Genomic DNA, 24,013 nt, shown 5'->3' with positions numbered 1-24,013 from the left:
GCGTGGCACATTTTGATTGGCATTTAATGAAGCAACCTGACACCCAAACCATTCACGACTTAGCTGAGCAATTGTCGGTAAGTCCTTTTTTAGCGCGCTTGTTGTGGCAACGCGGCATTACAAACAGCGATCAATGGGCGACTTTCACGCATCCAAGTGTGGAAAGCCTGCATGATCCGATGTTGCTACATGACATGAACAAAGCCGTCGCGCGGATTCAACAAGCGGTCACTGCTCAAGAAAAAATCACGATTTACGGCGACTATGATGTCGATGGCTTAACGTCGACGTCGATCATGAAAGAAGCCCTTGAAAGTATCGGTGCGGAACCGGAAGTCTTTATTCCTGATCGCTTCGCTGATGGTTATGGCCCCAACGCTGAGGTTTACAAGTATTTACACGCCAATGGCACGCAATTGTTGATCACGGTAGATAATGGTGTCGGCGGCAAAGCGGTGATCGATCAAGCGATGGCAGACGGGATGGATGTGGTGGTCACCGATCACCATGAACTGCCAGATGAATTACCTGATGCGGTTGCTGTAGTGCATCCGCGTTTTCCAGGTAGTGATTATCCTTTTGGTGATTTGTCTGGTGCTGGTGTTGCCTTTAAAGTGGCCACTGCGTTATTGGATGGGCCACCGATGGATGCTGTGGATCTTGCAGCGCTGGGTGCGATTTGTGATTTGGTTAGCTTAACTGATGAGAATCGCACGCTAGTCCAACTGGGTTTAGCACAGATCCGCTCAGGCGCTCGTGTCGGGCTCAATGCCTTGCTCGAAGCCGCTAGCATTGATCCCAAAACTGTCGATGAACAAACGGTAGGCTTTGGCATTGGACCGCGGTTGAATGCGATCGGTCGCCTTGGGGATGCGACGCCTGGCGTCACGTTGTTAACGACATTTGATGATGAAGAAGCCGCACGTCTCGCCAAAAATGTCGACGAACGCAACTCTGAACGTCAAGCCTTAGTCAAAAAAATCTCCCAAGAGGCGATGCACCTGGCTGAAACGCCTGAGAATCAAGCCGCAAAAACCTTAGTGTTAGCAAAAGCTGGTTGGCATGAAGGGGTGCTTGGGATTGTTGCCAGCCATGTGGTTCAAAACACTGGCAAGCCGACATTAGTGTTGAATATCTCAGCTGATGGCACCAGTGCTAAAGGCTCAGGGCGATCAGTTGAAGGCTATCACTTGTTTAAAAGCTTGCAGCCAGTCACTGACGCGATGACGCATTTTGGTGGGCATGCGATGGCGGTAGGGTTGACGGTGCCAACTGCCAATCTTGATACGATCCATCAAGCCATGGAAACTGCTGCTGCGGTCAGTTTGAAAGATGCTGGCGCACCAAAGCTCGATGTGGTCGCGCGCCTTGATGCCCAAGACTTAACGCTTGAGAATTATCAAGCGATGCGCGCGTTGGCACCATTTGGACAAGGTAACCCAGAACCGGTGTTTTCTGTGCGACCACAAACTTTGACTGGCATTCGTCAAATCGGGAAAACCAAAGATCATTTGAAATTCACAGTTGACGGCATTGATGTCATTGCCTTTGGCCTCGGCGACCAAGCGCAATCGTTAAGCGACGCCGCCCAAGTGAAATTGGCGGTGACTTTAGATCAAAACACTTGGCAAAATCGCACCAGTTTGCAGTTGCGCCTACAAGATTGGCAACTGAAAGCCCCAGAGATGATCGATTTACGCCTACCACAACCGAGTGCGGAACAATTCCGCGGGGCCTTCACTTATGTGTTCTTTGATCGGCAAGTGATGCGCCAAATGATGGGACGTTTTCAATTCGGCGGGCCAACGATGCTTGCCAAAGACTTAACGCAACCGACTGAACAGGTGGTGTTAGTTGACCTGCCACATACTGAATCAGACTTGCAACAAGTGATGCAGCAAGTCAAATTGCCAGTGCGGGTGATCTTCGCTCAAGACCCTGCCAACTTAGTCGCGATCCCAACGCGCGCAGAGTTTGGACGGGTATTGGTGTTCTTGCGGCAACATCCTCACTTTGACAAACATCATCTCCCAGCTTTAGCGCAGATGGTCCATGTGACAACTCAGCAAGCAATTTTTGCCGTACAGGTGTTTTTCGAGTTGCAATTTGTTAGAATAGAGGGTGCGCTGATTTCAGTCAGCGACCATCCAGAAAAAAAGCCGCTAGAATCTGCGACGGCATACCAACAGCGCGTTGATTTTTTAGCGTTGGCCAAGCATTTACAACAAGATCCTGCCAACGTGATCCAACAACGCGTCATGACTACTAAAAGGTGAGGCTAAATCTCCATGGCAATTAATTTTAAAGACTACATCGCTAGTGTTCCGGACTTTCCAGAACCAGGCATCACATTCCGCGACATTTCTCCATTAATGGCAGACGGCAAAGCATATGCTGCTGCCACTGATGAAATCGTGGAATACGCCAAAGACAAAGGCGTTGAAATGATCGTGGGTCCAGAAGCGCGCGGCTTTATTGTCGGCTGCCCAGTCGCCTACAAGCTTGGCGTCGGCTTTGCGCCAGCTCGTAAAAAAGGCAAACTCCCGCGTGAAACAGTCAGTGCTAGCTATGACTTGGAATATGGTCAAGCCACTTTATACTTACACAAAGATGCGATCCGTCCAGGCCAACGGGTTTTAGTCTGTGACGACTTGCTCGCCACTGGTGGCACGATCGCTGCAACCATCGCCTTAGTCGAAAAGCTTGGCGGCATTGTTGTCGGCACAGCTTTCTTAGTGGAACTCAGTGACTTACACGGTCGCGATAAAATCGCCGATCATGATGTCTTCACCTTAATGAGTTACGAAGGCGCATAAATTAAAAGGGAGGCCAACAGGTCTCTCTTTTTGTTTACGGCAGTGAGATTACCACTTACTTTTTGAGTGTGGTATAATCAATGTATTGAAGGAGTCTGTCATGGCAAAGCATAAAAAAGAGGATAAAACCTTAGTCGAGAAAATGCTCGACAAACAAAATATCGCTTATCAAAGCTACACTTTCCCCACTGCAGAAGTCGGGGATGTGCAGCAAATGCAAGTCGATCATCTCGACATTGATGAACACAAGATCTACAAGACATTAGCTCTGATCGGCAATAAAACCGGTCCACTAGTTGGAGTTGTGCCCCTAGATCGCCATATCGACTATAAGAAGCTGAGCAAAGTTTCCGGCAACAAAAAAGTAGGTATGGTACCACTGAAAGACTTAGAGAAAACCACTGGCTTTGTCCATGGCGCCAACACACCAGTCGGGATCCATGCCCGCCATAACTATCCGATTTTTATCGGGATCGAAGCGCAAAGTGAAACTGAGATCATTGTTTCCGCAGGGAAAATCGGCCGCTCGGTTGGCATTGATCCCAAAGCCTTAGCCAAAAGCGTCAAGGCACAATTTGCAGATATCACCGCACTTGAACCACAAGAATAACACGTCAGGGGGAATCGGCATGTTTACATCTGATCGCAGTCGCTTTGCAACTTACGGGGTGATCGCACATTTACCAGGTCCGATCATCGACAGTATTTGGTTGATCATCGACCAAAATCTTCAAGGGGTTGTGCCGCTCACTAACTTGTTGCGCTTTGACTTGTTGAATAATGGCGGCAAGCTCACAGTTGCTTTCTCTGAAAAAGGCAGCGACACCACGATGGCAGTTGACTTGCCATTCACTTATCAAAGTGCTTTTCCAGATACGGTGATGGCCTATGATGACGGCAACAACCAAACCATTTTATTGCCTGAAGAAGGCCATGACGATTGATCATATGATCAAAATAGCGACTCACCAGACCTCTGGTGAGTCGCTATTTATTTACATGGCTGTGGCAATGATCCGGGCAACCGCCACTTGGATATCTTGAAGGGCCCGTTTTTTTCGGCAACACCGCGTTCATACAACCGATGATTGACTCCTTGAGGTTCGATTGCCATCAACATTGTCATCGCAGCTTGTTGATTTAGAGCCAAAGCAGTTAAGAAGTTGGTGTTAAAGCCTGCCAGTTCAGTTGGCGGGATCACTGCTTGGCATTCAGAAACGAATTTGTTAAAACGTAACATATTGCGGCTGAAGTAATCATGTAATTGTTCATAGTTTTCATTGGCTAAACAGTCGCCAGTTTCAAGTTTATGGCAGGTGATCGTATATTGATCGAATACCAGGTCGTACACCGAGAGACGATCGATTTGACGGTTCATGGTCTTGATGTATGTGTCGATTAACATATAAGTTCCCTCCAATCAAAACAATTACTTGGTTTTATTATGTGATTAGTTTAACATGTCATCCACCTATAATCAATATAATTTAAACCGTATGATCAAAAAATATTTATAAAAATTAATGTATAGTGTTTTCCGATTAAAGGACAAACAAAAAAGCACGCTGTGATCAGCGTGCAAAACGTTACTTCTTATCTTTAGGCTTAACGATCCGCGGTTGCTGTTTGAACAACCCTTGTAATCGTTTGAACTTCCCTGGGTCTGATTCACGAGCAGATTTGACCATTTTGGCAAAATCATAATGGTTGTCAGGTAACTCTGGTTCTTGCTTGGTTTGATGTTTAAACCAACTCATTCGGCCACCTCGTTGGTGATCGTTGGGTGGACAGGGGTTTTGGCCATCACTTCAATCACGATCACATGGAGCGCCAACAATACCAGCGCGTAGTTAGGTACCAAGGCGTAGCCAATGAATAAACAGATCCCGATAGTGTTGACGATCAAAAGCTTGCGCGAGCTTGATTTGATGAAACTTAACAAATGTAAGCCACCGCCGATGATCGATAAGTACCACCAGTGTGGCTCCCAATTCATTAAAGTGGTGCCGACTGCGGTAGTGGAGAAGCCTTTGGTGAAGGCCATCACCGAGGCGATGATCAACACGATCGCAGTAAAGGCGGCATATAAGACCCCAAACAATGCAGGGAGCTTGATCAAAGATAGTTTCATGAGCTGTCATCCATTTCACATTAATAGCTTTAGTATACTCATGCGCGCCGCGAACATAAAGTTTTTTGACAAGGCTTAAGAAATAGGCTGAGATCGTCCGGTTTGACACGGAAATCTGATGAAAAGTATTTGCAGGAAGCGGATTTTTTGCTATACTAGTTTTTGTGCTTGAACCGCACGATACCACATGGAGAGTTGGCAGAGTGGTAATGCAACGGACTCGAAATCCGTCGAACCGGCTAATACCGGCGCACGAGTTCGAATCTCGTACTCTCCTTTAGATTAATCGGAATAGAGCCGTCTTATTACTGACCTGTTGCTGGTCGTAGTGAGGCGGCTTTTTTGATAAGGTAATTGCTTGTGCCACTTTTGGAAGAGTTAACTGTTCTACGTGAAGCAAGTAAGCCCCGAAGTGTGGGCTTATTTTTATGTGACTGTGGATCTTTTATGGTCAGTATGACGAATGCAGCGTAATGCCAATAATCTCATCCAGTAGCTTGATGCTGGTTCGAAAGTAGACGTCGAAGATCCATAACATTCTTTGACACTACAGTCGAATAGTGGATCCTAGTGTCCACACGGTAGATATCGCGTTTATTGTTTGGCCGTGAAAGCATCGTCGAAAGGCAATATTGCATTTTTTCAGAAATTTGGCTACCGATATGAGAAAAATCCTAATCACATTGAAGTATTGAAATCATGTGGTCAACACATTTCTTGAAACGTATAAATCGGTCACCTCACCTCGAAATACGCGATATCTTTTTAAGTTCTCCGTGTGTTGTCAGCCAACCTCGGCGCGGTTTGCAGCGTGTTCACCCACTGTCAGTCTGTCAGGCTAGGGAAGCTTGGAAAAACGGTGTAATTGATTGCTATCATTGACGATCGACAAGAAAACGAACCGTGATAAATGACATGACAACATCCGATTTCAGCTCGGGCCGTTTGATTGATGCGTTGAAAAACATGACTTAGAATGTTACAAATATATTTCGAAGTATCGATCACAAATGCTTTTCCAGAAACTTTGTGAAATTTGTTTAACTAATAATGCCGAAAAATGGGCATTATTAGAATGCTCTAAGACGTTTTTTCACAAGCACTCGGATTAGTGCTATGCTAAAACCATGATGAAAACGCAAAGAGAAATCATGACAGCCGGAGAGGCTTATCAACAATTTGATCCAGAACTGATCGCTAGACGTACCCAGATCCGCAAGGCGTTGATCGCCATCAATCAAGAAGACGACAATGAGGTGCGTAATGCCAAAGTCAAAGCTTTGTTTGCTGACACAGGGGAACACTTCTTTGTGGAAGGCGGTTTGGAATTTGATTATGGCTTCAATATTCATATTGGGGATCATTTCTACGCGAACTATCATTTGACCTTGCTGGACACTTGCCCGATCACCATTGGTTCGCATTGTTATGTGGGACCAGATGTCGGCTTTTACACGCCGGTGCATCCCTTAAGTGCGAAGTTACGAGATGCTGATGTCGAGTTAGGCAAGCCGATCACGTTAGGCGATAGTATTTGGATCGGCGGTCACGCAAGCATTTTACCAGGGGTGACATTAGGGGATCGCGTGGTGGTTGGTGCAGGTTCTGTTGTGACCAAATCGTTTGGTTCGGACGTGGTGATCGCAGGCAACCCGGCACGCATCATTCATCATTTAGATGCTGATGGGAATGTGATCCCAGACTAAAAGCCGAAAGTATTCGGTAGCTGGAATGTTTTTGCAGCGCAATGGTTGCCTCTGATCAACTTCAGGATAAGCCTACTGACGGCGTCAATGACCCGTCGTTTGGCAGGAAGGCATTTTAGTTCACGGTCGCCGGGAACTAGGAGCATTTTTATTTTAAACAGACAAAAGATCGATTCTCGAATTTTTGTGCCAACGGTAGGATTGTTTTTGATCATGTCACTGATGTTATTAGTCGGAGGCTCTGGGATCAAAAATGTCCTCAGCAACATGATGGATGGGATCACCAGTCACCTCAGCTGGTTGTATCTGGGGATCTACATCATCAATTTAGTATTTTTCTTATTTATCGCGTTTAGCCGCTTTGGCCGGATCAAATTAGGCCAAGGCAAGCCGATGTATTCGAATTTTCAGTGGGGGAGCATGGTGTTTGCCACGGCCATCGATGCCAGCATTTTAATGTTGAGTATGGTCGATCCACTCCGCTATGTGCAACAACCATTATTTGGTGCCAAAGCGATGTCGGCCCAAAATTATCAAAATGCGCATATGCTCGGTCAATTTGACTGGGGACCGATGGCATGGATGATGTTTGCGTCTGCGGCAGTGATCATCGGTTACATGATGTATGTCAAACATGTGCGGGTCGCGTCGTTAAGTGATGCGATCCCGATGCTTCAAGGCAAGGGTTGGCACAAGCATTTGTTGCGTCAAGTGATCAACTTCCTCGTCGTATTTGGCATTATGGGTGGCATTGGTTCTGGTGTCGGCATGGAAATTCCAGTGTTGGCGCGGATCATTGCTAGTATCACTGGGATTCAAGATACGATTTATTTGAAACTCGCGATGTTTGCGGTATTGTTCATTATTTTCGGGTTGACGATGGTTAAAGGCATACAGGGTGGCATCGATAAATTGAGTGCGGCACATATTTGGACCGCCATCGGCTTCTTAGTGATCGTCTTGTTGGTTGGACCCACTGGCACGATCATTCGTGCAGAAGGCCGCAGCTTGGCGTTATTGATCGCTAAATTTGTCCCGATGAGTGCAGGCCTTGCCAGTGGCTTTGGGTCAAGCGTTGATCCAGTGAAATCAGAAACTGTGTTTTATTGGGGCTGGTGGCTGACTTATATGCCATTTATGGGATTATTCATCGCTCGTATTTCCAAAGGACGCACGATCCGTCAGGTGATTTTTGGGATGTTAGGCTTCGGGGCCTTAGGGTGCATGGCGTTTTACGCGATTTTAGGTGGGTATTCGTTGTGGTTGCAACAAAGCGGCACTGTCGATTTGATCCATACGTTAGCGACATATGGTCAGGCAGCCACCATCGCACAAGTATTGTCGACATTACCATTTAAATATGTGATGTTAGTGATTTATGCCTTATCTTGCTTTATTTTCTTAGCGACAACGATTTCCAGTTCAGCTTATATCGTCTCGACTTTTACGTCATTGAAATTAAAAGCCACCGAGCAACCGAGTTTGTTCAATCGCTTGGTGTGGATGGTGATTTTCATGCTGTTTTCCTTTGGGATCGTCTTTGTCGGTGGGTTCAAAACAGTACAAGCGATTTGTTCCGTGGCCGGATTCCCATTGATCTTCGTGTCAGCGTTGTTGATCGTACAAACTTGGCAACTACTTCGCAAAGATCCAAGTGTTGCGTTGGAACAAGCGCAACAACCGATCAAAATTCATGGCAGGATCAGCTTGTCGCATGAACGTTCATAATCTAATAGAAGCAAGCCGATCAATCGGCTTGCTTCTTTATTTTGCGTGAGGTTGATTCAAGTAGCCGGCGTCAAGTAGTTGTTCCAGCACTCGTCCGAGCAACTCTTCAGAGAAATTGCGACTTTCGGAAAGTTGATAGGCGGCTAACAACTTCGCATCAGCGTCAGGATTGTGTGCTTGAAAATCTAATAATCGTTGAGTGATGTGAGTTTCAGTGTAAGTTTCAGAAATTAATTGATCGGCTTGAGTGCTGATCAATTGGCGTAAGGCCTTGTTTGGCATCAGTTTTCTCCTTCAAAAATTTGGACATGTTAGTGTTATCTGCTTGTTACGGTAACACACTTTCATAAGTCGCAAAAGTCTAGTATAGTAGATTTTATGAACATGGACTGGCAAACATGGGCGACTAGCGCCGACACCCAAACCCTTGCACAAGAACTGCTCGGGGCTAAATTAATGCACAACGGTGTGGGCGGCTTAGTTGTCGAAACTGAAGCTTACCTCGGCGCCCAAGACGCCGCCGCTCATGCTTATCAAAATCATCAAACCAAACGTAATTGGCCGCTGTGGGAGGAACCAACCACCATTTATGTGTACCAAATGCGGCAATATTGTTTGATGAATTTTAACGTGCAAGCCAAAGGCATTCCGGAGTGTATTTTGCTACGGGCGCTGGAACCAACTGATGGCATCGATCAAATGGTCAAAAGACGTGGGAAAGCCACCGACTTGTGCAACGGGCCAGGCAAGCTGTGTCAAGCCCTTGATATCACCACCGCGCTACATGGCAGTTTGTTGAACCGCGATGCGATCACCTTGATCCCGCAAGTCAAACAGCCACAACACATTGGGGTCAGCCCTCGTATCGGAGTCCCTAACAAAGGGGAATGGACGGATGCGCCACTGCGATATTTTGTCGCAGGCAACCCCAATGTTTCAGGCATTAAAAAACGCGATTTGAATTTACCTAATAAAGGATGGCAATGATGAAAACTCAAAATATGCTCGATTATATCGGCGATAAAATGGACGCATTAGATTTTGACGGCGATTTAGATCTCAACTGGGATAAACAAGCCCACGTTATCGAATTAGAAATGACCATGTACGTTGACGCCGCTGAAGGATTTGAAGTCGAAGACCAAGACGGTGAAGAAAAACAAGCTGGCGATGAAGTTGATTATGCCGATGCGATTTTGTTTTATGACAAAACCCGCTTAAAAGGTGAAGATTATGCCGACAACTATTTAGCCACCTTCGGCTTTTCAGGTAAAGCAGGCATCGAACAAGCGCAAGTGGATGCGTTGTTTGTTTACTTGCAAGACTTGCTAGATGATGGGCAAAGCGATTTATTTGATTTCGTTGATGGCACTAGCGACGCTGAAGTCTTTGAATTGAACTTTGATCAAGCGAAGTTCGATGAGGCCTACGCCAAGCAACCTGCCGCCAATCAAAAAATCTTTTTACCTTATCCCAAGTTCTAGGAGGTCATCATGGACGATTGGATCGCATTAACCGTCAACACGAGCACGCAAGCTGTTGAAGCTGTCGCCAATTTCATGATGGAAGCTGACGCTGCTGGGGTGCAAATTCAAGATAGTGCTGACTTTCAACATGAAGTGATCACCAAAACTGGAGAATGGCTGGACCCTGACACCGTGCCGCATTTACAACAAGGGGCTGCGGTCACCGGCTACTTCGCACCGCACACTCATCTTGGGGAACTCAAACAAAATCTCGCCGCTCGAGTCGCGCAATTGCCAAGTTATGGTTTAGACGCAGGCGCCGGTACCATTGAAGTGGACGCGATCGCTGAAGCCAACTGGGCCAATGAATGGAAGAAATACTACCATCCCTTGCGCATCACGCGGTATTTAACGGTGGTGCCTGACTGGTTAGATTACACCCCACAACAAGCAGGTGAGTTAGTGATCCGCTTAGATCCTGACATGGCCTTTGGGACTGGGTCGCATCCCACGACGGCGCTGATGTTGCAAGCATTAGAGCAAGTGATCCGCGGTGGTGAGGCGATGATCGATGTGGGCACTGGCAGTGGCATTTTAGCCATTGGTGCTAAAATGCTTGGTGTCGATCATGTCTTAGCCACCGATGTCGATGATGTGGCAGTGAAAAATGCGGAATCAAATCTTGCGTTAAATCCAGTATCAGATATTCACGTGATCGCTAACGACTTGTTGACTGGCATTGACGAACAAGCGGATATTATTTGCGCCAATATTTTAGCGGAAGTCTTGTTGCCACTGATCCCACAAATTCCTGAGCGGCTCAATGCAGGCGGGACCGTGTTGTTGTCTGGCATTTACTATGATAAAGAAACTGTCGTCAAACAAGCGTTGCAAGAAGTCGGGTTGACTGTTGTCGCAGACTGGCATTTAGGCGATTGGGTCGCGTTAAAAGCGCAAGTGGTGGTAGATGAATGAATCGCTACTTTACGGAACAATCATTAACCCTTAATGCTTCAGTACAACTTGAAGCGGCGATTCAAAAGCATGCCATCAAAGTGTTACGCCAAGGGGTTGGCGATCATTTTGAATTGGTGCATGATGGCCATGCTTATGATGCCGAAATTACAGATGTGTCGCCGCTGACGGTGAAACTGATCAACGATATCACCCGCTCAGTGGAATTGCCGATCGCGGTACACTTAGTATGTGGCGTTGGTAAAGGCGATAAAGCGGAATGGATCGTCCAAAAAGCCACAGAGCTCGGCGCTTCAACCATCAGCTTTGCCAACACGCAATGGGGGACGGCAAAGTGGTCACCGGAGAAATTGCCGAAAAAGCTTACGCGTTTGCAAGCTGTTGCCTTAGGCGCCGCTGAACAAAGTCATCGCAATGTGGTGCCGACAGTTGGCTTTACCAAGCTGAATGACTTAACGCTTGCCACCGATCAAGTGGGGGTCGTGGCATACGAAGAAGCTGCCAAAGCAGGCGAAGCCGCACAACTGGTTCAAACGATTCAAACCCATCCCCAAAGTTTGATCGCAGTGTTTGGACCAGAAGGTGGCTTAAGTCCACAAGAAGTAGACGGATTGCAACAAAATGGGTTTGTACCAGCAGGGTTGGGACCGCGCATTATGCGCACGGAAACTGCACCACTATACTTACTCAGCGCCATCAGTGCGCTAGTTGAATTACAGGAGATCTAATCGCTTATGCAAAAACTGCTTTCTTGGTCCAAATCCAATGCTGGCTTGATCGTTTTTGGGGATTTGATCCTCACCTTGATCATGCCTTGGGTGTTAAAACTTGCCGGTGCCTCTGTCGCCTTGCGCGTCGGGTTGTTGTTTATCGTCATCAATGGCTTGTGGTCATTGTGGATCGGTCATTTAATGCGCAAAGCCCACTTGCCGTGGTGGTATAGTTTGATTCTACCGGTATTATTTGCGTTGATGGTATTTTTACGTTTTGCTAAATACAACTATTGGTTCTTACCAATTTATTGGTTGTTGACAATGCTCAGTTGGATCAAGGATTGAAGCGTTGTGCAACCATTGGTATAATAACCACAAGTCCTGCCGAGCCAGACCTTCTGTGCTCGGCTTTTGTGCAATCATTGTGAATTTGTCAAAACAAGTCACGCCGCGGCTGCTGCTTTGCGCCGGCGGTGGCGTCTGAGGAGGAAACTATGGCAGAAGAAATCGAATTAACGCAAGACCAAGTCATGGACATGTGCCGCAAGTACATGAATGATGAACACCTTGCTTTTGTGAAAAAGGCCTACGACTTTGCCGCTTATGTCCATCATGATCAACGCCGCAAGTCAGGCGAACCTTACATTATTCATCCGATTCAAGTGGCTGGGATTTTAGCCGATTTGAAAATGGATCCAGTCACTGTCGCTTCAGGTTATTTACACGATGTGGTAGAAGACACCAATATTACCCTTGGCGACATTCAAGAAGTGTTTGGGAAAGAAACTGCGGTGATCGTCGATGGCTTGACGAAGCTATCGAAAGTCACTTACGTTGCTCATAAAGATGAACTGGCGGAAAATCACCGTAAAATGTTATTGGCCATGGCCAAAGATATGCGGGTCATTTTAGTGAAGTTGGCTGACCGGTTGCACAATATGCGCACCTTGATGCATTTGCGTCCAGACAAACAACGACGCATCGCCAATGAAACCTTGGAGATCTATGCACCACTAGCCGATCGCTTAGGGATCAGCACCATCAAGTGGGAACTTGAAGATCTCTCTTTGCGTTATTTAAACCCACAACAATATTATCGGATCGCCCAATTGATGAAGTCTAAGCGCGGCGAACGCGAAGCTTATATTCAAGGGGCGATCAAAGAAATCAACGCGGCATTGGCTGACCTCAACATGAAATATGAAATTTATGGTCGCCCAAAGCACATTTATTCGATTTACAAAAAAATGCGTGATAAGCATAAGCAATTCGATGAATTGTATGACTTGCTGGCCGTACGGGTGATCACCGAAACTATCAAAGATTGTTATGCCGTGCTGGGTGCGATTCACACCAAGTGGAAGCCAATGCCAGGGCGGTTCAAAGATTACATCGCCATGCCTAAAGCCAACATGTATCAATCACTGCATACCACGGTGATCGGTCCTAAAGGCAAACCGTTAGAAGTCCAGATCCGGACTGAAGAAATGCATCATGTCGCTGAATACGGGGTCGCGGCGCACTGGGCTTATAAAGAAGGCCAAACCCAAGAAGTGCAATACGACAACTCCGGCAAGAAGCTCGATATGTTCCGCGAAATCTTGGAAATCCAAGATGAAGCCGATGATGCCAATGACTTTATGGAATCAGTCAAAGGCGACATTTTCTCTGATCGCGTGTATGTGTTCACCCCACGTGGGGATGTTTATGAACTACCTAAAGGTGCTGGGCCCTTGGACTTTGCGTACATGGTCCACACCGATGTCGGCAACAAAACTGTCGGCGCGAAGGTCAACGGCAAGATCGTGCCATTGAACTATCAACTCAAAAATGGTGACATCGTTGAAGTCTTAACCGCAAGTGGCTCTAAACCATCTCGTGATTGGGTCAACTTAGTGTTCACGTCGCGTGCGCGTAACAAGATCCGCCGTTACTTTAAACAAGAAGACAAAGAAGAAAATGCCATCAAAGGCCGCGACATGTTGGAACACCAACTCCTCGACCTTGGCTACGCCCCCAAAGACTTCTTGGCGCCAAAGCCTGCGATGGCAGATCTGTTGAAGCGGTTGAACTTCACCCAAGAAACGGAATTAATGTCTGCGATCGGCTATGGCGAATACACCGCTAAGATCATTGCCAACCGTTTGACTGAAAAAGTGCGCCGTGAAAAAGAAAAAGCGGAACAAGATGCCCGCGAAAAAGCGATTTTAGACGCGCATCAAAAAGTTACTACGGTTAATCGCGACAAACCTGCCCCAAAGCCAACGTCTCGCACCCAAGAAGGGATCGTGATCGAAGGCGTCGACAACTTATTGGTGCACTTGGCGAAATGTTGTAATCCTGTTCCAGGAGACCCGATCGTCGGCTATGTCACCAAAGGTCGCGGCGTCACCATTCATCGTACTGACTGCCCGAATGTCGCTGCCGATTCTGAAATGGCAGGGCGTTTGATTGATGTCGGTTGGCAAAACCTCAATGATCAATCGCAATTGTTTGACACTGATCTGGAAATTTACGGTTACAATCGCTCTGGTTTGTTGAATGATGTCTTACAAACCTTAAATGCCCAAACGAAGAACCTCAACAACGTGGTCGGTCGCGTCGATCATGATAAAATGGCAGACATTCATGTCACTGTTGGGATCCGCAACTTAGCGCATTTGGATCGTATGATGGATGCGGTGAAGAATATTCCCGATATCTACGAAGTCAAGCGGACTAAAGGGTAACCCAGTGTGAAGTTTCGCGGTTTTAGCCCAGGGGATAAGTGGTGGCCATGTTTTGGCGTTCTTTGCCGAAGCGTGGTCACCACTTATACGCAAAGGCGTTGCAAAGTTGAACACGACGATAAAGGTTCAAAGGAGTTTGTATGAAAGCAGTGATCCAACGTGTCACGCAAGCTAGCGTGACGATCGGTGGAGTGGTACACGGTAAAATCGATGCGGGATTTATGGTATTGTTAGGCGTTGGCCCTGATGATTCGCAAGATGATGTGGACTATTTGGTTCACAAAATCTCAAAGTTGCGAGTTTTCTCTGATGCTCAAGGCAAGATGAATCTCGATATTTCGCAAATTGGCGGTGGCATTTTGTCGATTTCGCAATTTACCCTTTACGCTAGCACCACCCATGGCAATCGCCCGAGTTTTATTAACGCTGCCCCACCAGCATTAGGGGAACAACTTTATGACGCGTTTAATCACACCATGGCGGCGACTGGGATTCCAGTTGCAGTCGGAGTGTTTGGCGCAGATATGCAAGTCAGCTTGGTCAATGATGGCCCAGTGACAATTTTGATCGATACGAAGGAGAAATAAATTTTTGATTACCAATGCGATTTGGGACCTCGACGGGACCTTGTATGACACTTACCCTGGCATTCTCAAAGCCTTGCACGATACCTTAGAAAGCATCGATGTCCATATCGATCAAGATGAATTGTATAAGATCATCAAACATGGATCTGTGACTGAAACCGCGAAAAACTTTGCTCGCCAACAACACTTAGACGAAGGCGAAGTGCTTGCACAATATCACCAACGCGAAGCTCAAGAAGTGATGAAAGCCACCCCTTATGCGCAAACGGCAGAAGTGTTGCAAGCGGTCGTCGACGCTGGTGGGAACAACTTATTGATGACCCACCGGGATGACAAAGCCTGGGCTTTGCTTGCTCGTAACGGTTTAGATAAGTTGTTCTTAGGTGGGGTGACGAGCGACTTACACCTAGCACGTAAGCCAAAGCCTGATGCGGTATTGTATTTAGTCGATCGTTATCAATTGAATCCTGAACGCACAGCGATGATCGGGGATCGGCGCTTAGACGTGATCGCAGGTCAAGCAGCGAATGTTCAAGGGGTGTACTTCAACATCGACAAACTCAATGATGCGCCAATGGCAGATCATCAAATCGAAACCTTGATGGACATTGTGCCGCTGTTAGGTCGATAAACTAAAACGAGTTACTTCTTTAATAGAAGTAACTCGTTTTTATTTTTCAGGAAGGGGTTTGCTCGGTAAGATCTCGATCACAAGCATGGTTAACATCATACCCCAACTCAGCAACGTTACCCACCAGCTTTGGGATAAATTAGTTGTGACCAAACCGAGCCGCCACAGAATTTGCGGGATCACGCTGACGACGATGCCGGTAATTTGAAAGGTGAGAAAGACGCCCCAGTGAACCCCGGCATCACGAAAACGTCGCACAGCGATTGCAAAACTTGGGATCGCCATGCTTAAAACCATGATGGCGACGATCAACAGCGGCCATAGGTCATAAAAGGAAAATTTAGCGGTGAACGTTTCCGGTGATCGCAAGGCTGCAAACAAGAGCCAAACGAAACTGAGCAGGAATACCGCAGTCAAAACAATCGTCAAAAACAATGTTGACCACCAATATTCGCTACGGGTACTACGGCCTTTGAAATTCGCATAGTTTTGCCAAAAGGCGAGAAAGGCTTTCCAGCCACTGGCGCCGTAATGTTCATTGAAAACAGGTTTCAAAGTGTGGACCTCCCAATCAAATGTTCAACATTATCGCACAAAAAAAGGCCTCATGTCGAGGCCTTTTACAAAAGCTTATTGATGATTGCCTGCTGCAAAGTAAGCATTCATCCCATTGACGATATCTGCGGCAATGGTTTGTTGATAGTAACTCGATTCGATGAACTTGAAGTCGTGATCATCATTGATGTAGCCCATTTCCAGTAACACACTCGGTTGATCGTTATCGCGTAAGACTTCATAATTCCCGAAGGCGACGCCGCGATTGGTGAGACTTAGGTTACTGCCTAACGCTTTGTTCAAGCTGGTCGCTAAGGCTTTATCTTTAGTCGCGTTGTAATAGTAACTGGTAAAGCCACTGGCGGTGTTGGCATTTGGCGTTGAGTCAAAGTGGAAGGAGATAAACGCATCAGCGTGGACTTTCTTAGCCACCACTGGCCGTGGCGCTAAGTCGACGAAAGTATCAGTCGAGCGGGTGTAAACCACTTTAGCACCTGCAGCTTCAAGTTTGGCCCCGACTGCTTTGGCCAATGCCAAGGTGTAAGTCTTTTCATATTTACCAGACGTGGATAAGGCCCCAGTATCATTACCACCGTGTCCAGGGTCGATGACGATCGTTGCTTCAGAAAGCTTCGTCGCGGCTTTGTTGGTGGAGGCGCCAGGCATCGACAAGATCCAACTGGCAATGTATCCAGTCTTCCCATCAGTGGTGCGGACGTGATACCAATCTCCTGATTGATTCAACACCGTCACAGAAGCACCTTTGGCAATACGGGTGACAACGGCAGCATTCAAACCTGCAGTTTGCCGCACATTGGCAGCCAGCGTGGTGGTAGCTTGAAGTGTTGGGGTCGTGGTTTTCGGTGTGGCGATCGCTGTTTGCGTTGGGTTGATCGTGGTGGTGGCACCAGTCAATTGCAATAAATTGGAACTGACCCAGGCCGCGGTATTGTTGTATTGAATCTGGCTCCAACCATTACTTTGATATAACACACTCACTGTGGTGCCACTGCTCAAGGTGCCGAGTTGTTTGGCAGAGCTTGACGCGTATTGCCGCACATTGACATTCGTCGTTGTGCGTGCGACTTTGGCAGCAGTGGTGGTAGCATCATCTTGATGCACCAACCACGAAGCGACCCAGCCGACGCGATTGCCAGCTAAGCGCACTTGATACCAAGAATTTTGTTTTTGTAAAATGGTGAGATTGCCACCTTTTTGTACTTGACCCATGGTGCCATATGACAAACCTGGGCCTAAGCGCACATTGACGACACTGGCGGTAACGGTCAACGTATTGTTATTGGCCAGTACCACTGTCGTTGCCGCAGAGATCCCGATCAACACCGCAAAAGCGATGATCAGCGGCCAGCGGCGGAGTTGTTTGATTTTCATGTGATCAGTCCTTATTTTTCTAGCATAATTATACCAAATTTTGCCTATGAACACGACTACAATTCTAGCAATTCAAGGATTCCGTTAGATTTTCAGCAAGTGGCTGCACTCGCCGGCGAAAAGCCTTGACAATCACGCATTATCTGGGCTATTCTCAATAAGTAATTAAGACATCCGAGCCGTAGAAACTGTAAGAGAGATCGCCTGAAGCGAGTCAGAACTGGTGCAAGCTGACAATGATCGACAAGACGCAGTGGAGGCAGAGTTACTCCGGTCGCCACCGTTATGGCGTGAGTTAAATCACAAGGTGGTACCGTGCTTGCACCCTTCGTTCAATCGAGGGGTGTCTTTTTTTACGGATGGACGAAAAAAGGAGATAGTTAGATGAGCTACCAACGACCAAAAGGCACCGCAGACATTCTGCCTGGCCAAAGTGAACTGTGGCAACAAGTTGAAGCAACAGCCCGCGACATTTTGACGCGCTATCGCTACCAAGAGATCCGCACGCCGTTATTTGAAAACGTCGAAGTCTTCTCCCGTTCTGCAGGTGATACTTCCGATATCGTCACCAAAGAAATGTATGTCTTCGATGATAAAGGCGGCCGCACCATGGCCTTGCGTCCTGAAGGCACTGCCGGTGTCGTCCGCGCTTATGTTGAAAACAAATTATATGGGCCAGAACATGCAAAGCCTGTGAAAGTTTTCTACATGGGGTCGATGTTCCGCTATGAACGCCCACAATCTGGTCGTCAACGTGAATTCCATCAAATCGGTGTCGAAGCATTCGGTTCCGAAAGTCCTGTATTAGATGCAGAAGTGATTGCTTTAGCCAAAGACTTGCTGGAAAGCATGGGCGCCACGAAATTACGTTTTGCCATCAACACCTTAGGCGATCCAGAAAGTCGCAAAGCTTATCACAAAGCCTTGATCGACTTCTTGACACCGTTCAAAGATGAATTATCTGATGATTCTAAGATCCGCTTGGAGAAAAACCCATTGCGTGTCTTAGATTCTAAAGATAAACATGATCAAGAACTCGTAGCCAACGCACCGAAGATCTTAGATTACCTCACTCCTGAAGCCCAAGCGCATTTTGATGCTGTTAAAGCCAACTTAGAAAACCTCGGTATCGACTATGTTGTCGATCCTGATATGGTCCGTGGGTTGGATTACTACAACCACACCATTTTTGAAGTGATGTCAGGCGATCCAGTCTTTGGTGGTGGCTATACCACAATTTTAGGTGGTGGCCGTTACAACGGTTTAGTTGAAGAACTCGGCGGCCCAGAAACACCTGGTGTTGGCTTTGGGATGGGCGTTGAACGGTTGATGTTATTGATGCAAGGCAAACAAAAGCCTAGCGTGTTGCCAGCATACATTGTGTCAATCGATGAAAGTGCCGCACCAACTGCATTGAAGCTTGCCACTGCCATTCGCAAGCAAGGTTACGCTGTGGATATGGACTACTTAGGTCGCAAAGCCAAAGCCCAGTTCAAGTCTGCCAACAAAGCAGGCGCACGTTTGGTGTTGACCTTAGGCGAAAGTGAAATCGCTGATGGCACCGTGCAAGTCAAAGACATGGCGACAGGCGAGCAACAAACTGTTGATCAAAAAGTCGTCGTGGAACAATTTGCCAGTTTATACAAAGAAACGTTGGAGGATTAATCGTGGCTAAGCGAACTTATTATGCAGGCGACGTCACCGAACAACATATCGGTGAAACTGTTACCTTAAAAGGTTGGGTGCAAAAGCGCCGCGACCTTGGGAATTTGATTTTTATTGATTTACGCGACCGTGCTGGTATCGTGCAATTGGTATTTTCTCAAGAAATCAACGCGGATGCTTTGGCCGTTGCTGAAGACTTACGTAGCGAATATGTCATCGAAGCCACTGGTTTAGTGCGCGCTCGTGACGATGCAGCAATCAACAACAAAATGAAAACTGGCCAAGTTGAAGTGGCCATTTCATCAGTTACGGTATTGAACAAAGCTAAAACCGTACCTTTTGATATCGTTGATGGCGTTAATGCTTCTGAAGAAACGAAACTCAAGTATCGCTACTTAGATTTACGCCGTCCTGAAATGCAACAAGCTTTGATCACCCGTTCAAAGATCATGACCGCAACGCATGCGTACTTTGATTCCGAAGGCTTCATCGATGTTGAAACGCCAACCTTGACGGCGTCCACGCCTGAAGGGGCCCGCGATTATTTGGTGCCTTCTCGGATTTATCCAGGGAGTTTCTACGCCTTGCCACAATCCCCACAATTGTTTAAACAATTGTTGATGGGTGCCGGCTTTGATCGTTATTATCAAATCGCGCGTTGCTTCCGCGATGAAGACTTGCGTGGGGATCGCCAACCTGAATTTACGCAAATCGATATGGAAACCAGTTTCTTATCTGCTGAAGAAATCCAAGATCTGACTGAAGGTTTGATCAAAAAAGTCATGAAAGACGTTAAAGGCATCGATGTTAAAACGCCTTTCCAACGGATCAACTGGCAAGATGCCATGGATAAGTACGGTTCTGATAAGCCTGATCTGCGCTTCGGTATGGAAATTCAAGATGTCTCAGACCTCGTCAAAGACTCTGACTTCAAAGTGTTCTCCGGTGCTGTTGCCAACGGCGGTCAAGTCCGTGCAATCGTCGCACCTGGTGCAGCTGCCGCATATTCTCGCAAGAAGATCGACGCACAACAAGACTACATCAAGCGCTTTGGTGCCAAGGGCTTAGCATGGCTCAAAGTCACTGACGACGGCATCACTGGCCCAATTGCCAAGTTCTTCGGCGATGGTGCAGCATTGACGTCAGCCTTGTCTGCGAAGTCAGGCGACTTGATCTTATTTGTTGCGGATCAACCAGCTGTGGTTGCCGCTTCTCTTGGTTACTTGCGGACGCATTTTGGTCATGAATTGAACTTGATCGACGAAAGCAAATTTGCTTTCTGCTGGGTCGTTGACTGGCCATTGTTTGAATATGATGAAGGGATCGATCGTTGGGTCCCAGCCCACCATCCATTCACCATGCCAAATGAAGAAGATGTGCACTTGTTGGACACTGATCCACACGCCGCACATGCGCAATCTTATGATATCGTGTTGAACGGTTACGAATTAGGCGGCGGCTCGATTCGTATCCACACTCGCGAGATCCAAGAAAAAATGCTTCACGCTTTAGGCTTTACCCCAGAACGTGCAGAAAAAGCCTTTGGGTTCTTGTTGAGTGCTTTAGACTTCGGGTTCCCACCGCATGGCGGCTTGGCCATCGGGTTGGATCGCTTCGCCATGTTGTTAACTGGCCGTGACAACATTCGTGATGTCATTGCTTTCCCTAAGAACTCCAAAGCTTCTGAACCAATGACCAAAGCGCCTTATCCAGTTGCAGACAAGCAACTCGTTGATCTTGGTATCGAAGTGCGTGCCGGGGTTGACCCTGAACACGAACATGACGATGATCCTGAAGCTTAGTTGAAAGCTAACGCCTGACTCTTTTGTTGAGAGTCAGGCGTTTTTCATTGTGTTTGTTTGGGAGTAGGGTAGAATAAGCGTAATTGGAGGTGAAACCGTGTCCATTTGTAGTTGATTTCATTTCGCCATACATTGTTGACATTTTTTGAATAAAAAGGAGCATACTGATGCGCAGCCTCACTGAACAAACCAACGACCTCTTAGCTCACGCAGGTTTTACTGAAAATGATCTGGTTTTATATACCACCATTCGCAAAGGCTTTGGTCAATGGTTCCAAGGTGATGCGATGCGGTCGCTATTTGGCAACCAAACCGTATTGTTGGTGTTTACCGAAACAACCTTGACGATGATCACACCGCGTTCAAAGCGTGAGCCTGATGTGATGCAAATCTCATTGAATCAGACCTCTGCGTGGCAACTGACTGCCCAACTCAATTACTTTGTGCTTGAGTTGAAGTATCAAGGTCAAACTTATCGCTTCGGGATCGACAATGGGCAGTACATCTCACTTGACGATGGGCGGACCCAACGTAATTTGAAGAAATTGCTCGCCAACGGCTTTTGTAATCATTTACCACGTAATCCCCAAGCATAAGATTTCCGTTGTGCGCAAGAGTTTAGTACAATATAGGGACAGGAGGGCTACACCATGGATGATAAGGACTTAAAACAGCGTTTGACACCAATGCAATATGAAGTGACGCAACATGCGGCCACTGAGCATCCATTTACAGGTGAGTACGACGATTTTGATGAACCTGGGATCTATGTTGATGTGGTGTCTGGGGAACCGTTATTTTCGTCACTAGATAAATATGACGCCGGGTGCGGGTGGCCGAGCTTCACCAAGCCGATCACGCGACTTACTGAGCATGTTGATCACAAGTTATTGATGCCGCGCACTGAGGTCCGTTCAACTCAGGCAAATTCACATCTCGGTCATGTGTTTACCGACGGTCCAGCTGCGGCTGGGGGCTTGCGATACTGTATTAATTCCGCCGCGTTGAAATTCATTCCAGTTGATGAGTTAAAAAGTGCTGGTTATGAGGAATTTCTTACGCTATTTTCTGAGTAGCGTGTTATACTACTCGCATTGCGTTTTCAGAAAGGAATCTCGTCATGCATGAAATTGATCGACTCATTCGCCGCCATCAAAATTGGAGTCGTTTCACGGCTGCCATTTTTTATGCGATTTGTGTCGGCATTGCCTTAAATATGTTTTGGGAACCAGCAGGGGTTTTCGCCAGTGGGATCACTGGGGCGGCCCAGTTGCTGGCAACTATTGTTCGCAAGTGGTTTGATTTTGCGATTCCGTTTGGGGGCTTGCGCACCACTGATATCTTAAACACTGGGACTTTGTTGTTCTTGCTGAACGTGCCATTGTTTGTGTTAGCTTGGCGTAAAATCGGGCATCGCTTTACGATTTTCACCTTTTTAGCGGTTATTTTCAGTTCGATTTCCATTCGCTGGTTAGGGATCGTGAAGCCTTTAACCACGGATCCCATTGTTTGTGGGATCTTCGGTGCCGTGGTCAACGGCTTAGGCACTGGGTTTGCGTTACGGAACAACTTGTCGACTGGTGGGTTAGACATCATCGGCATTGTTTTGCGGAAGAAAACTGGGACCACCATTGGTACTGTCAATATCGCCGTCAACGTCGTGATCTTGTTCTTTGCAGGATTTGTCAATGACTGGCCGCATGCGTTGTACTCCGCGTTAGCGATTTTCATTAACGGGAAGATCTTAGATTCCGTTTATACGCGCCAGCAACGTTTGCAAGTGATGATCGTGACGGAACATCCTAAAGCGGTGATCAATGAAATCCAAAACACCTTGCGTCGCGGGATCACCATTGTCCATGATGCAGAAGGGGCCTTCCGCCACGAAGAAAAAACGATTTTGTTTACCATCATCTCCCGGGCTGAAATGTATGATTTTGAAACGGCGATGAAAGTCAGTGATCCTTATGCGTTCGTGTCAATGAGCGATTCGATCAAAATCATGGGTCGTTTTTATGAACCAAAGACCGATTAATGGTGAAAGCATTCCGACTTACGGGATGCTTTTTTGACCTTGCAACTGCTCTTGAAACCGGAGACAATAAAGGTATCTCAAAGCTTGGAGGTCAAACATGTCTGAATTTTTAATTGGTGCGAATGTTTCAATGAAAGCGCCGAAGATGTTTCCTGGTGCAGTTGAAGAGGCGTTGCGCTATGGCGCTAATACCTTGCAGTTTTATACTGGCGCGCCACAAAATACTCGGCGCAAGCCGATCGACCAAATGAAGATCCCTGAAGGCTTAGATGACATGCAAGCAGGCGGATTAAGTCATTTGGTGATTCACGCCCCTTACATCGTGAATCTCGGTAACACCAAAAAACCGCAAAACTTTACTTTTGCGGTCCAGTTTATGAAAGAAGAAGTGGCGCGGGCTGATGCATTGCATGCTTATGCCATGCCTTTTCACCCTGGCGCGCATGTGGGTGCAGGGGCCGAGGCTGCGATCCAACAAATTGCCGATGGGTTGAATCAGATCCTTACCCCTGATCAACATGTCATCATTGCCCTTGAAACAATGGCAGGCAAAGGCACAGAAGTTGGTCGCCGATTTGAAGAGCTGGCGGCAATTATTGAACGCGTGGATTTGAAAGACAAAGTCGGCGTTTGCATGGACACTTGTCATATGTCCGATGCCGGATATCCGGTGCGCGATGATTTTGATGGCGTGTTGCAAGAATTCGATGACGTCATCGGGTTAGATAAACTCAAAGTCTTACATCTCAATGACTCAAAGAATCCGCAAGGCGCACATAAAGATCGCCACACGAATTTAGGTGCTGGGACTTTAGGTTTCGAGTGTTTAAATGCCATTGCCCATCACCCGGCGTTAGTCGATATTCCTAAGATCTTAGAAACGCCATATGTTGGGGTCGACGATGCGCGAGACTTTCCTCCTTATGGCGTCGAAATCAACTGGTTGAAAACAGGTGAGTATCAACCTGATGAATTAACAGCTTTATGGGAAGACGCCTAAACATGATTTAATTTTTACAATTACGGGAACGAATTGAATCTGGCTGGTCAAAAAAGAATCGTTACCCTACCTTTTGGGTAAC

Annotated in this window: 26 protein-coding genes and 1 tRNA gene; 21 read left to right on the top strand and 6 right to left on the bottom strand. The window is 46.9% G+C overall.

Annotated features, from left to right (window positions below; translation table 11 throughout):
* Window positions 1-2 precede the first annotated feature (2 nt).
* From recJ to EKM92_RS00320, 4 genes are all read left to right on the top strand, one after another.
* A complete protein-coding gene (gene recJ, locus EKM92_RS00335) occupies window positions 3-2,276 on the top strand; it encodes a single-stranded-DNA-specific exonuclease RecJ (RefSeq protein ID WP_164509847.1) in 2,274 nt (757 codons plus the stop codon).
* A gap of 12 nt (window positions 2,277-2,288) precedes the next feature.
* Window positions 2,289-2,816, top strand: coding sequence for an adenine phosphoribosyltransferase (locus tag EKM92_RS00330; RefSeq protein ID WP_054714206.1), 528 nt, complete (start codon window positions 2,289-2,291; stop codon window positions 2,814-2,816).
* A 100-nt stretch (window positions 2,817-2,916) separates the two neighbouring features.
* Entirely contained in the window at window positions 2,917-3,426 is a 510-nt protein-coding gene (locus EKM92_RS00325) for an aminoacyl-tRNA deacylase (RefSeq protein ID WP_125706799.1), read from the top strand.
* Window positions 3,427-3,445: 19 nt separating this feature from the next.
* Window positions 3,446-3,760: a DUF960 domain-containing protein gene (locus tag EKM92_RS00320; RefSeq protein ID WP_125706798.1), complete on the top strand. Its 315-nt coding sequence runs from the start codon at window positions 3,446-3,448 to the stop codon at window positions 3,758-3,760.
* 47 nt (window positions 3,761-3,807) lie between these two features.
* Here EKM92_RS00320 and EKM92_RS00315 read toward each other — a convergent pair whose 3' ends face one another.
* The 3 genes from EKM92_RS00315 to EKM92_RS00310 form a co-directional block, all read right to left on the bottom strand.
* A complete protein-coding gene (locus EKM92_RS00315; protein ID WP_125706797.1) occupies window positions 3,808-4,221 on the bottom strand; it encodes a hypothetical protein in 414 nt (137 codons plus the stop codon).
* Window positions 4,222-4,402: 181 nt separating this feature from the next.
* Entirely contained in the window at window positions 4,403-4,573 is a 171-nt protein-coding gene (locus EKM92_RS13515) for a hypothetical protein (protein ID WP_164509846.1), read from the bottom strand.
* Entirely contained in the window at window positions 4,570-4,947 is a 378-nt protein-coding gene (locus EKM92_RS00310) for a hypothetical protein (RefSeq protein WP_125706796.1), read from the bottom strand. The genes EKM92_RS13515 and EKM92_RS00310 overlap by 4 nt, the downstream gene beginning before the upstream one ends.
* A 189-nt stretch (window positions 4,948-5,136) precedes the next feature.
* Here EKM92_RS00310 and EKM92_RS00305 point away from each other — a divergent pair.
* From EKM92_RS00305 to EKM92_RS00295, 3 genes are all read left to right on the top strand, one after another.
* Window positions 5,137-5,224, top strand: a tRNA-Ser gene (locus EKM92_RS00305).
* 850 nt (window positions 5,225-6,074) lie between these two features.
* Window positions 6,075-6,653 carry a sugar O-acetyltransferase gene (locus tag EKM92_RS00300; protein WP_125706795.1) on the top strand — a complete coding sequence of 193 codons (579 nt, stop codon included), beginning with the start codon at window positions 6,075-6,077 and terminating at the stop codon, window positions 6,651-6,653.
* A gap of 87 nt (window positions 6,654-6,740) precedes the next feature.
* Window positions 6,741-8,381 carry a BCCT family transporter gene (locus tag EKM92_RS00295; protein WP_125706794.1) on the top strand — a complete coding sequence of 547 codons (1,641 nt, stop codon included), beginning with the start codon at window positions 6,741-6,743 and terminating at the stop codon, window positions 8,379-8,381.
* 36 nt (window positions 8,382-8,417) lie between these two features.
* Here the strand turns inward: EKM92_RS00295 and EKM92_RS00290 are convergent, their stop codons facing one another.
* Window positions 8,418-8,663, bottom strand: coding sequence for a hypothetical protein (locus EKM92_RS00290; protein ID WP_225420684.1), 246 nt, complete (start codon window positions 8,661-8,663; stop codon window positions 8,418-8,420).
* 102 nt (window positions 8,664-8,765) lie between these two features.
* Here EKM92_RS00290 and EKM92_RS00285 point away from each other — a divergent pair, with 102 nt between their 5' ends.
* From EKM92_RS00285 to EKM92_RS00250, 8 genes are all read left to right on the top strand, one after another.
* Window positions 8,766-9,368 (top strand): DNA-3-methyladenine glycosylase, encoded by a 603-nt coding sequence (locus EKM92_RS00285; RefSeq protein ID WP_125706792.1) that lies wholly within the window; start codon window positions 8,766-8,768, stop codon window positions 9,366-9,368.
* Window positions 9,368-9,865 (top strand): DUF3013 family protein, encoded by a 498-nt coding sequence (locus tag EKM92_RS00280; protein WP_125706791.1) that lies wholly within the window; start codon window positions 9,368-9,370, stop codon window positions 9,863-9,865. Before EKM92_RS00285 ends, EKM92_RS00280 begins: the two co-directional genes overlap by 1 nt.
* Before the next feature lie 9 nt (window positions 9,866-9,874).
* Window positions 9,875-10,822, top strand: a complete 948-nt coding sequence (prmA, locus tag EKM92_RS00275) for a 50S ribosomal protein L11 methyltransferase (protein WP_125706790.1) — start codon at window positions 9,875-9,877, stop codon at window positions 10,820-10,822.
* A complete protein-coding gene (locus tag EKM92_RS00270; RefSeq protein WP_125706789.1) occupies window positions 10,819-11,550 on the top strand; it encodes an RsmE family RNA methyltransferase in 732 nt (243 codons plus the stop codon). Before prmA ends, EKM92_RS00270 begins: the two co-directional genes overlap by 4 nt.
* Window positions 11,551-11,556: 6 nt before the next feature.
* The gene (locus EKM92_RS00265; RefSeq protein WP_125706788.1) at window positions 11,557-11,880 is read left to right on the top strand and encodes a hypothetical protein; all 324 of its coding nucleotides are present in this window, start codon (window positions 11,557-11,559) and stop codon (window positions 11,878-11,880) included.
* Window positions 11,881-12,029: 149 nt separating this feature from the next.
* A complete protein-coding gene (locus EKM92_RS00260; RefSeq protein WP_125706787.1) occupies window positions 12,030-14,264 on the top strand; it encodes a RelA/SpoT family protein in 2,235 nt (744 codons plus the stop codon).
* A 140-nt stretch (window positions 14,265-14,404) separates the two neighbouring features.
* Window positions 14,405-14,851: a D-aminoacyl-tRNA deacylase gene (gene dtd / locus EKM92_RS00255; RefSeq protein WP_125706786.1), complete on the top strand. Its 447-nt coding sequence runs from the start codon at window positions 14,405-14,407 to the stop codon at window positions 14,849-14,851.
* Window positions 14,852-14,855: 4 nt separating this feature from the next.
* Window positions 14,856-15,482, top strand: a complete 627-nt coding sequence (locus tag EKM92_RS00250; protein ID WP_125706785.1) for an HAD hydrolase-like protein — start codon at window positions 14,856-14,858, stop codon at window positions 15,480-15,482.
* A gap of 39 nt (window positions 15,483-15,521) precedes the next feature.
* Here EKM92_RS00250 and EKM92_RS00245 read toward each other — a convergent pair whose 3' ends face one another.
* Both EKM92_RS00245 and EKM92_RS00240 read right to left on the bottom strand, forming a co-directional pair.
* On the bottom strand, window positions 15,522-16,037 hold the full coding sequence (locus EKM92_RS00245; protein ID WP_125706784.1) for a DUF805 domain-containing protein: 516 nt from the start codon (window positions 16,035-16,037) through the stop codon (window positions 15,522-15,524).
* Window positions 16,038-16,112: 75 nt separating this feature from the next.
* Window positions 16,113-17,429, bottom strand: coding sequence for an N-acetylmuramoyl-L-alanine amidase family protein (locus EKM92_RS00240; protein ID WP_125706783.1), 1,317 nt, complete (start codon window positions 17,427-17,429; stop codon window positions 16,113-16,115).
* A gap of 384 nt (window positions 17,430-17,813) precedes the next feature.
* On the opposite strand from EKM92_RS00240, the gene hisS reads away from it, so the two are divergent.
* The 6 genes from hisS (at window position 17,814) to EKM92_RS00210 (ending at window position 23,931) form a co-directional block, all read left to right on the top strand.
* A complete protein-coding gene (gene hisS, locus EKM92_RS00235; RefSeq protein ID WP_125706782.1) occupies window positions 17,814-19,094 on the top strand; it encodes a histidine--tRNA ligase in 1,281 nt (426 codons plus the stop codon).
* A gap of 2 nt (window positions 19,095-19,096) precedes the next feature.
* A complete protein-coding gene (gene aspS, locus EKM92_RS00230) occupies window positions 19,097-20,896 on the top strand; it encodes an aspartate--tRNA ligase (RefSeq protein WP_125706781.1) in 1,800 nt (599 codons plus the stop codon).
* A gap of 167 nt (window positions 20,897-21,063) precedes the next feature.
* On the top strand, window positions 21,064-21,492 hold the full coding sequence (locus EKM92_RS00225; RefSeq protein WP_125706780.1) for a hypothetical protein: 429 nt from the start codon (window positions 21,064-21,066) through the stop codon (window positions 21,490-21,492).
* Window positions 21,493-21,546: 54 nt separating this feature from the next.
* Window positions 21,547-21,972, top strand: coding sequence for a peptide-methionine (R)-S-oxide reductase MsrB (gene msrB, locus EKM92_RS00220; RefSeq protein WP_125706779.1), 426 nt, complete (start codon window positions 21,547-21,549; stop codon window positions 21,970-21,972).
* Window positions 21,973-22,016: 44 nt separating this feature from the next.
* Window positions 22,017-22,931 (top strand): YitT family protein, encoded by a 915-nt coding sequence (locus tag EKM92_RS00215; RefSeq protein WP_125706778.1) that lies wholly within the window; start codon window positions 22,017-22,019, stop codon window positions 22,929-22,931.
* A 97-nt stretch (window positions 22,932-23,028) separates the two neighbouring features.
* The gene (locus tag EKM92_RS00210; protein WP_125706777.1) at window positions 23,029-23,931 is read left to right on the top strand and encodes a deoxyribonuclease IV; all 903 of its coding nucleotides are present in this window, start codon (window positions 23,029-23,031) and stop codon (window positions 23,929-23,931) included.
* Window positions 23,932-24,013: the final 82 nt, after the last annotated feature.

This window comes from Lacticaseibacillus porcinae (genome assembly GCF_003946305.1).
In the GTDB taxonomy this organism is placed as follows: domain Bacteria; phylum Bacillota; class Bacilli; order Lactobacillales; family Lactobacillaceae; genus Lacticaseibacillus; species Lacticaseibacillus porcinae.
Note: the sequence above shows the minus strand (reverse complement) of the source record. Positions and strands in the feature narration are given on the sequence as shown.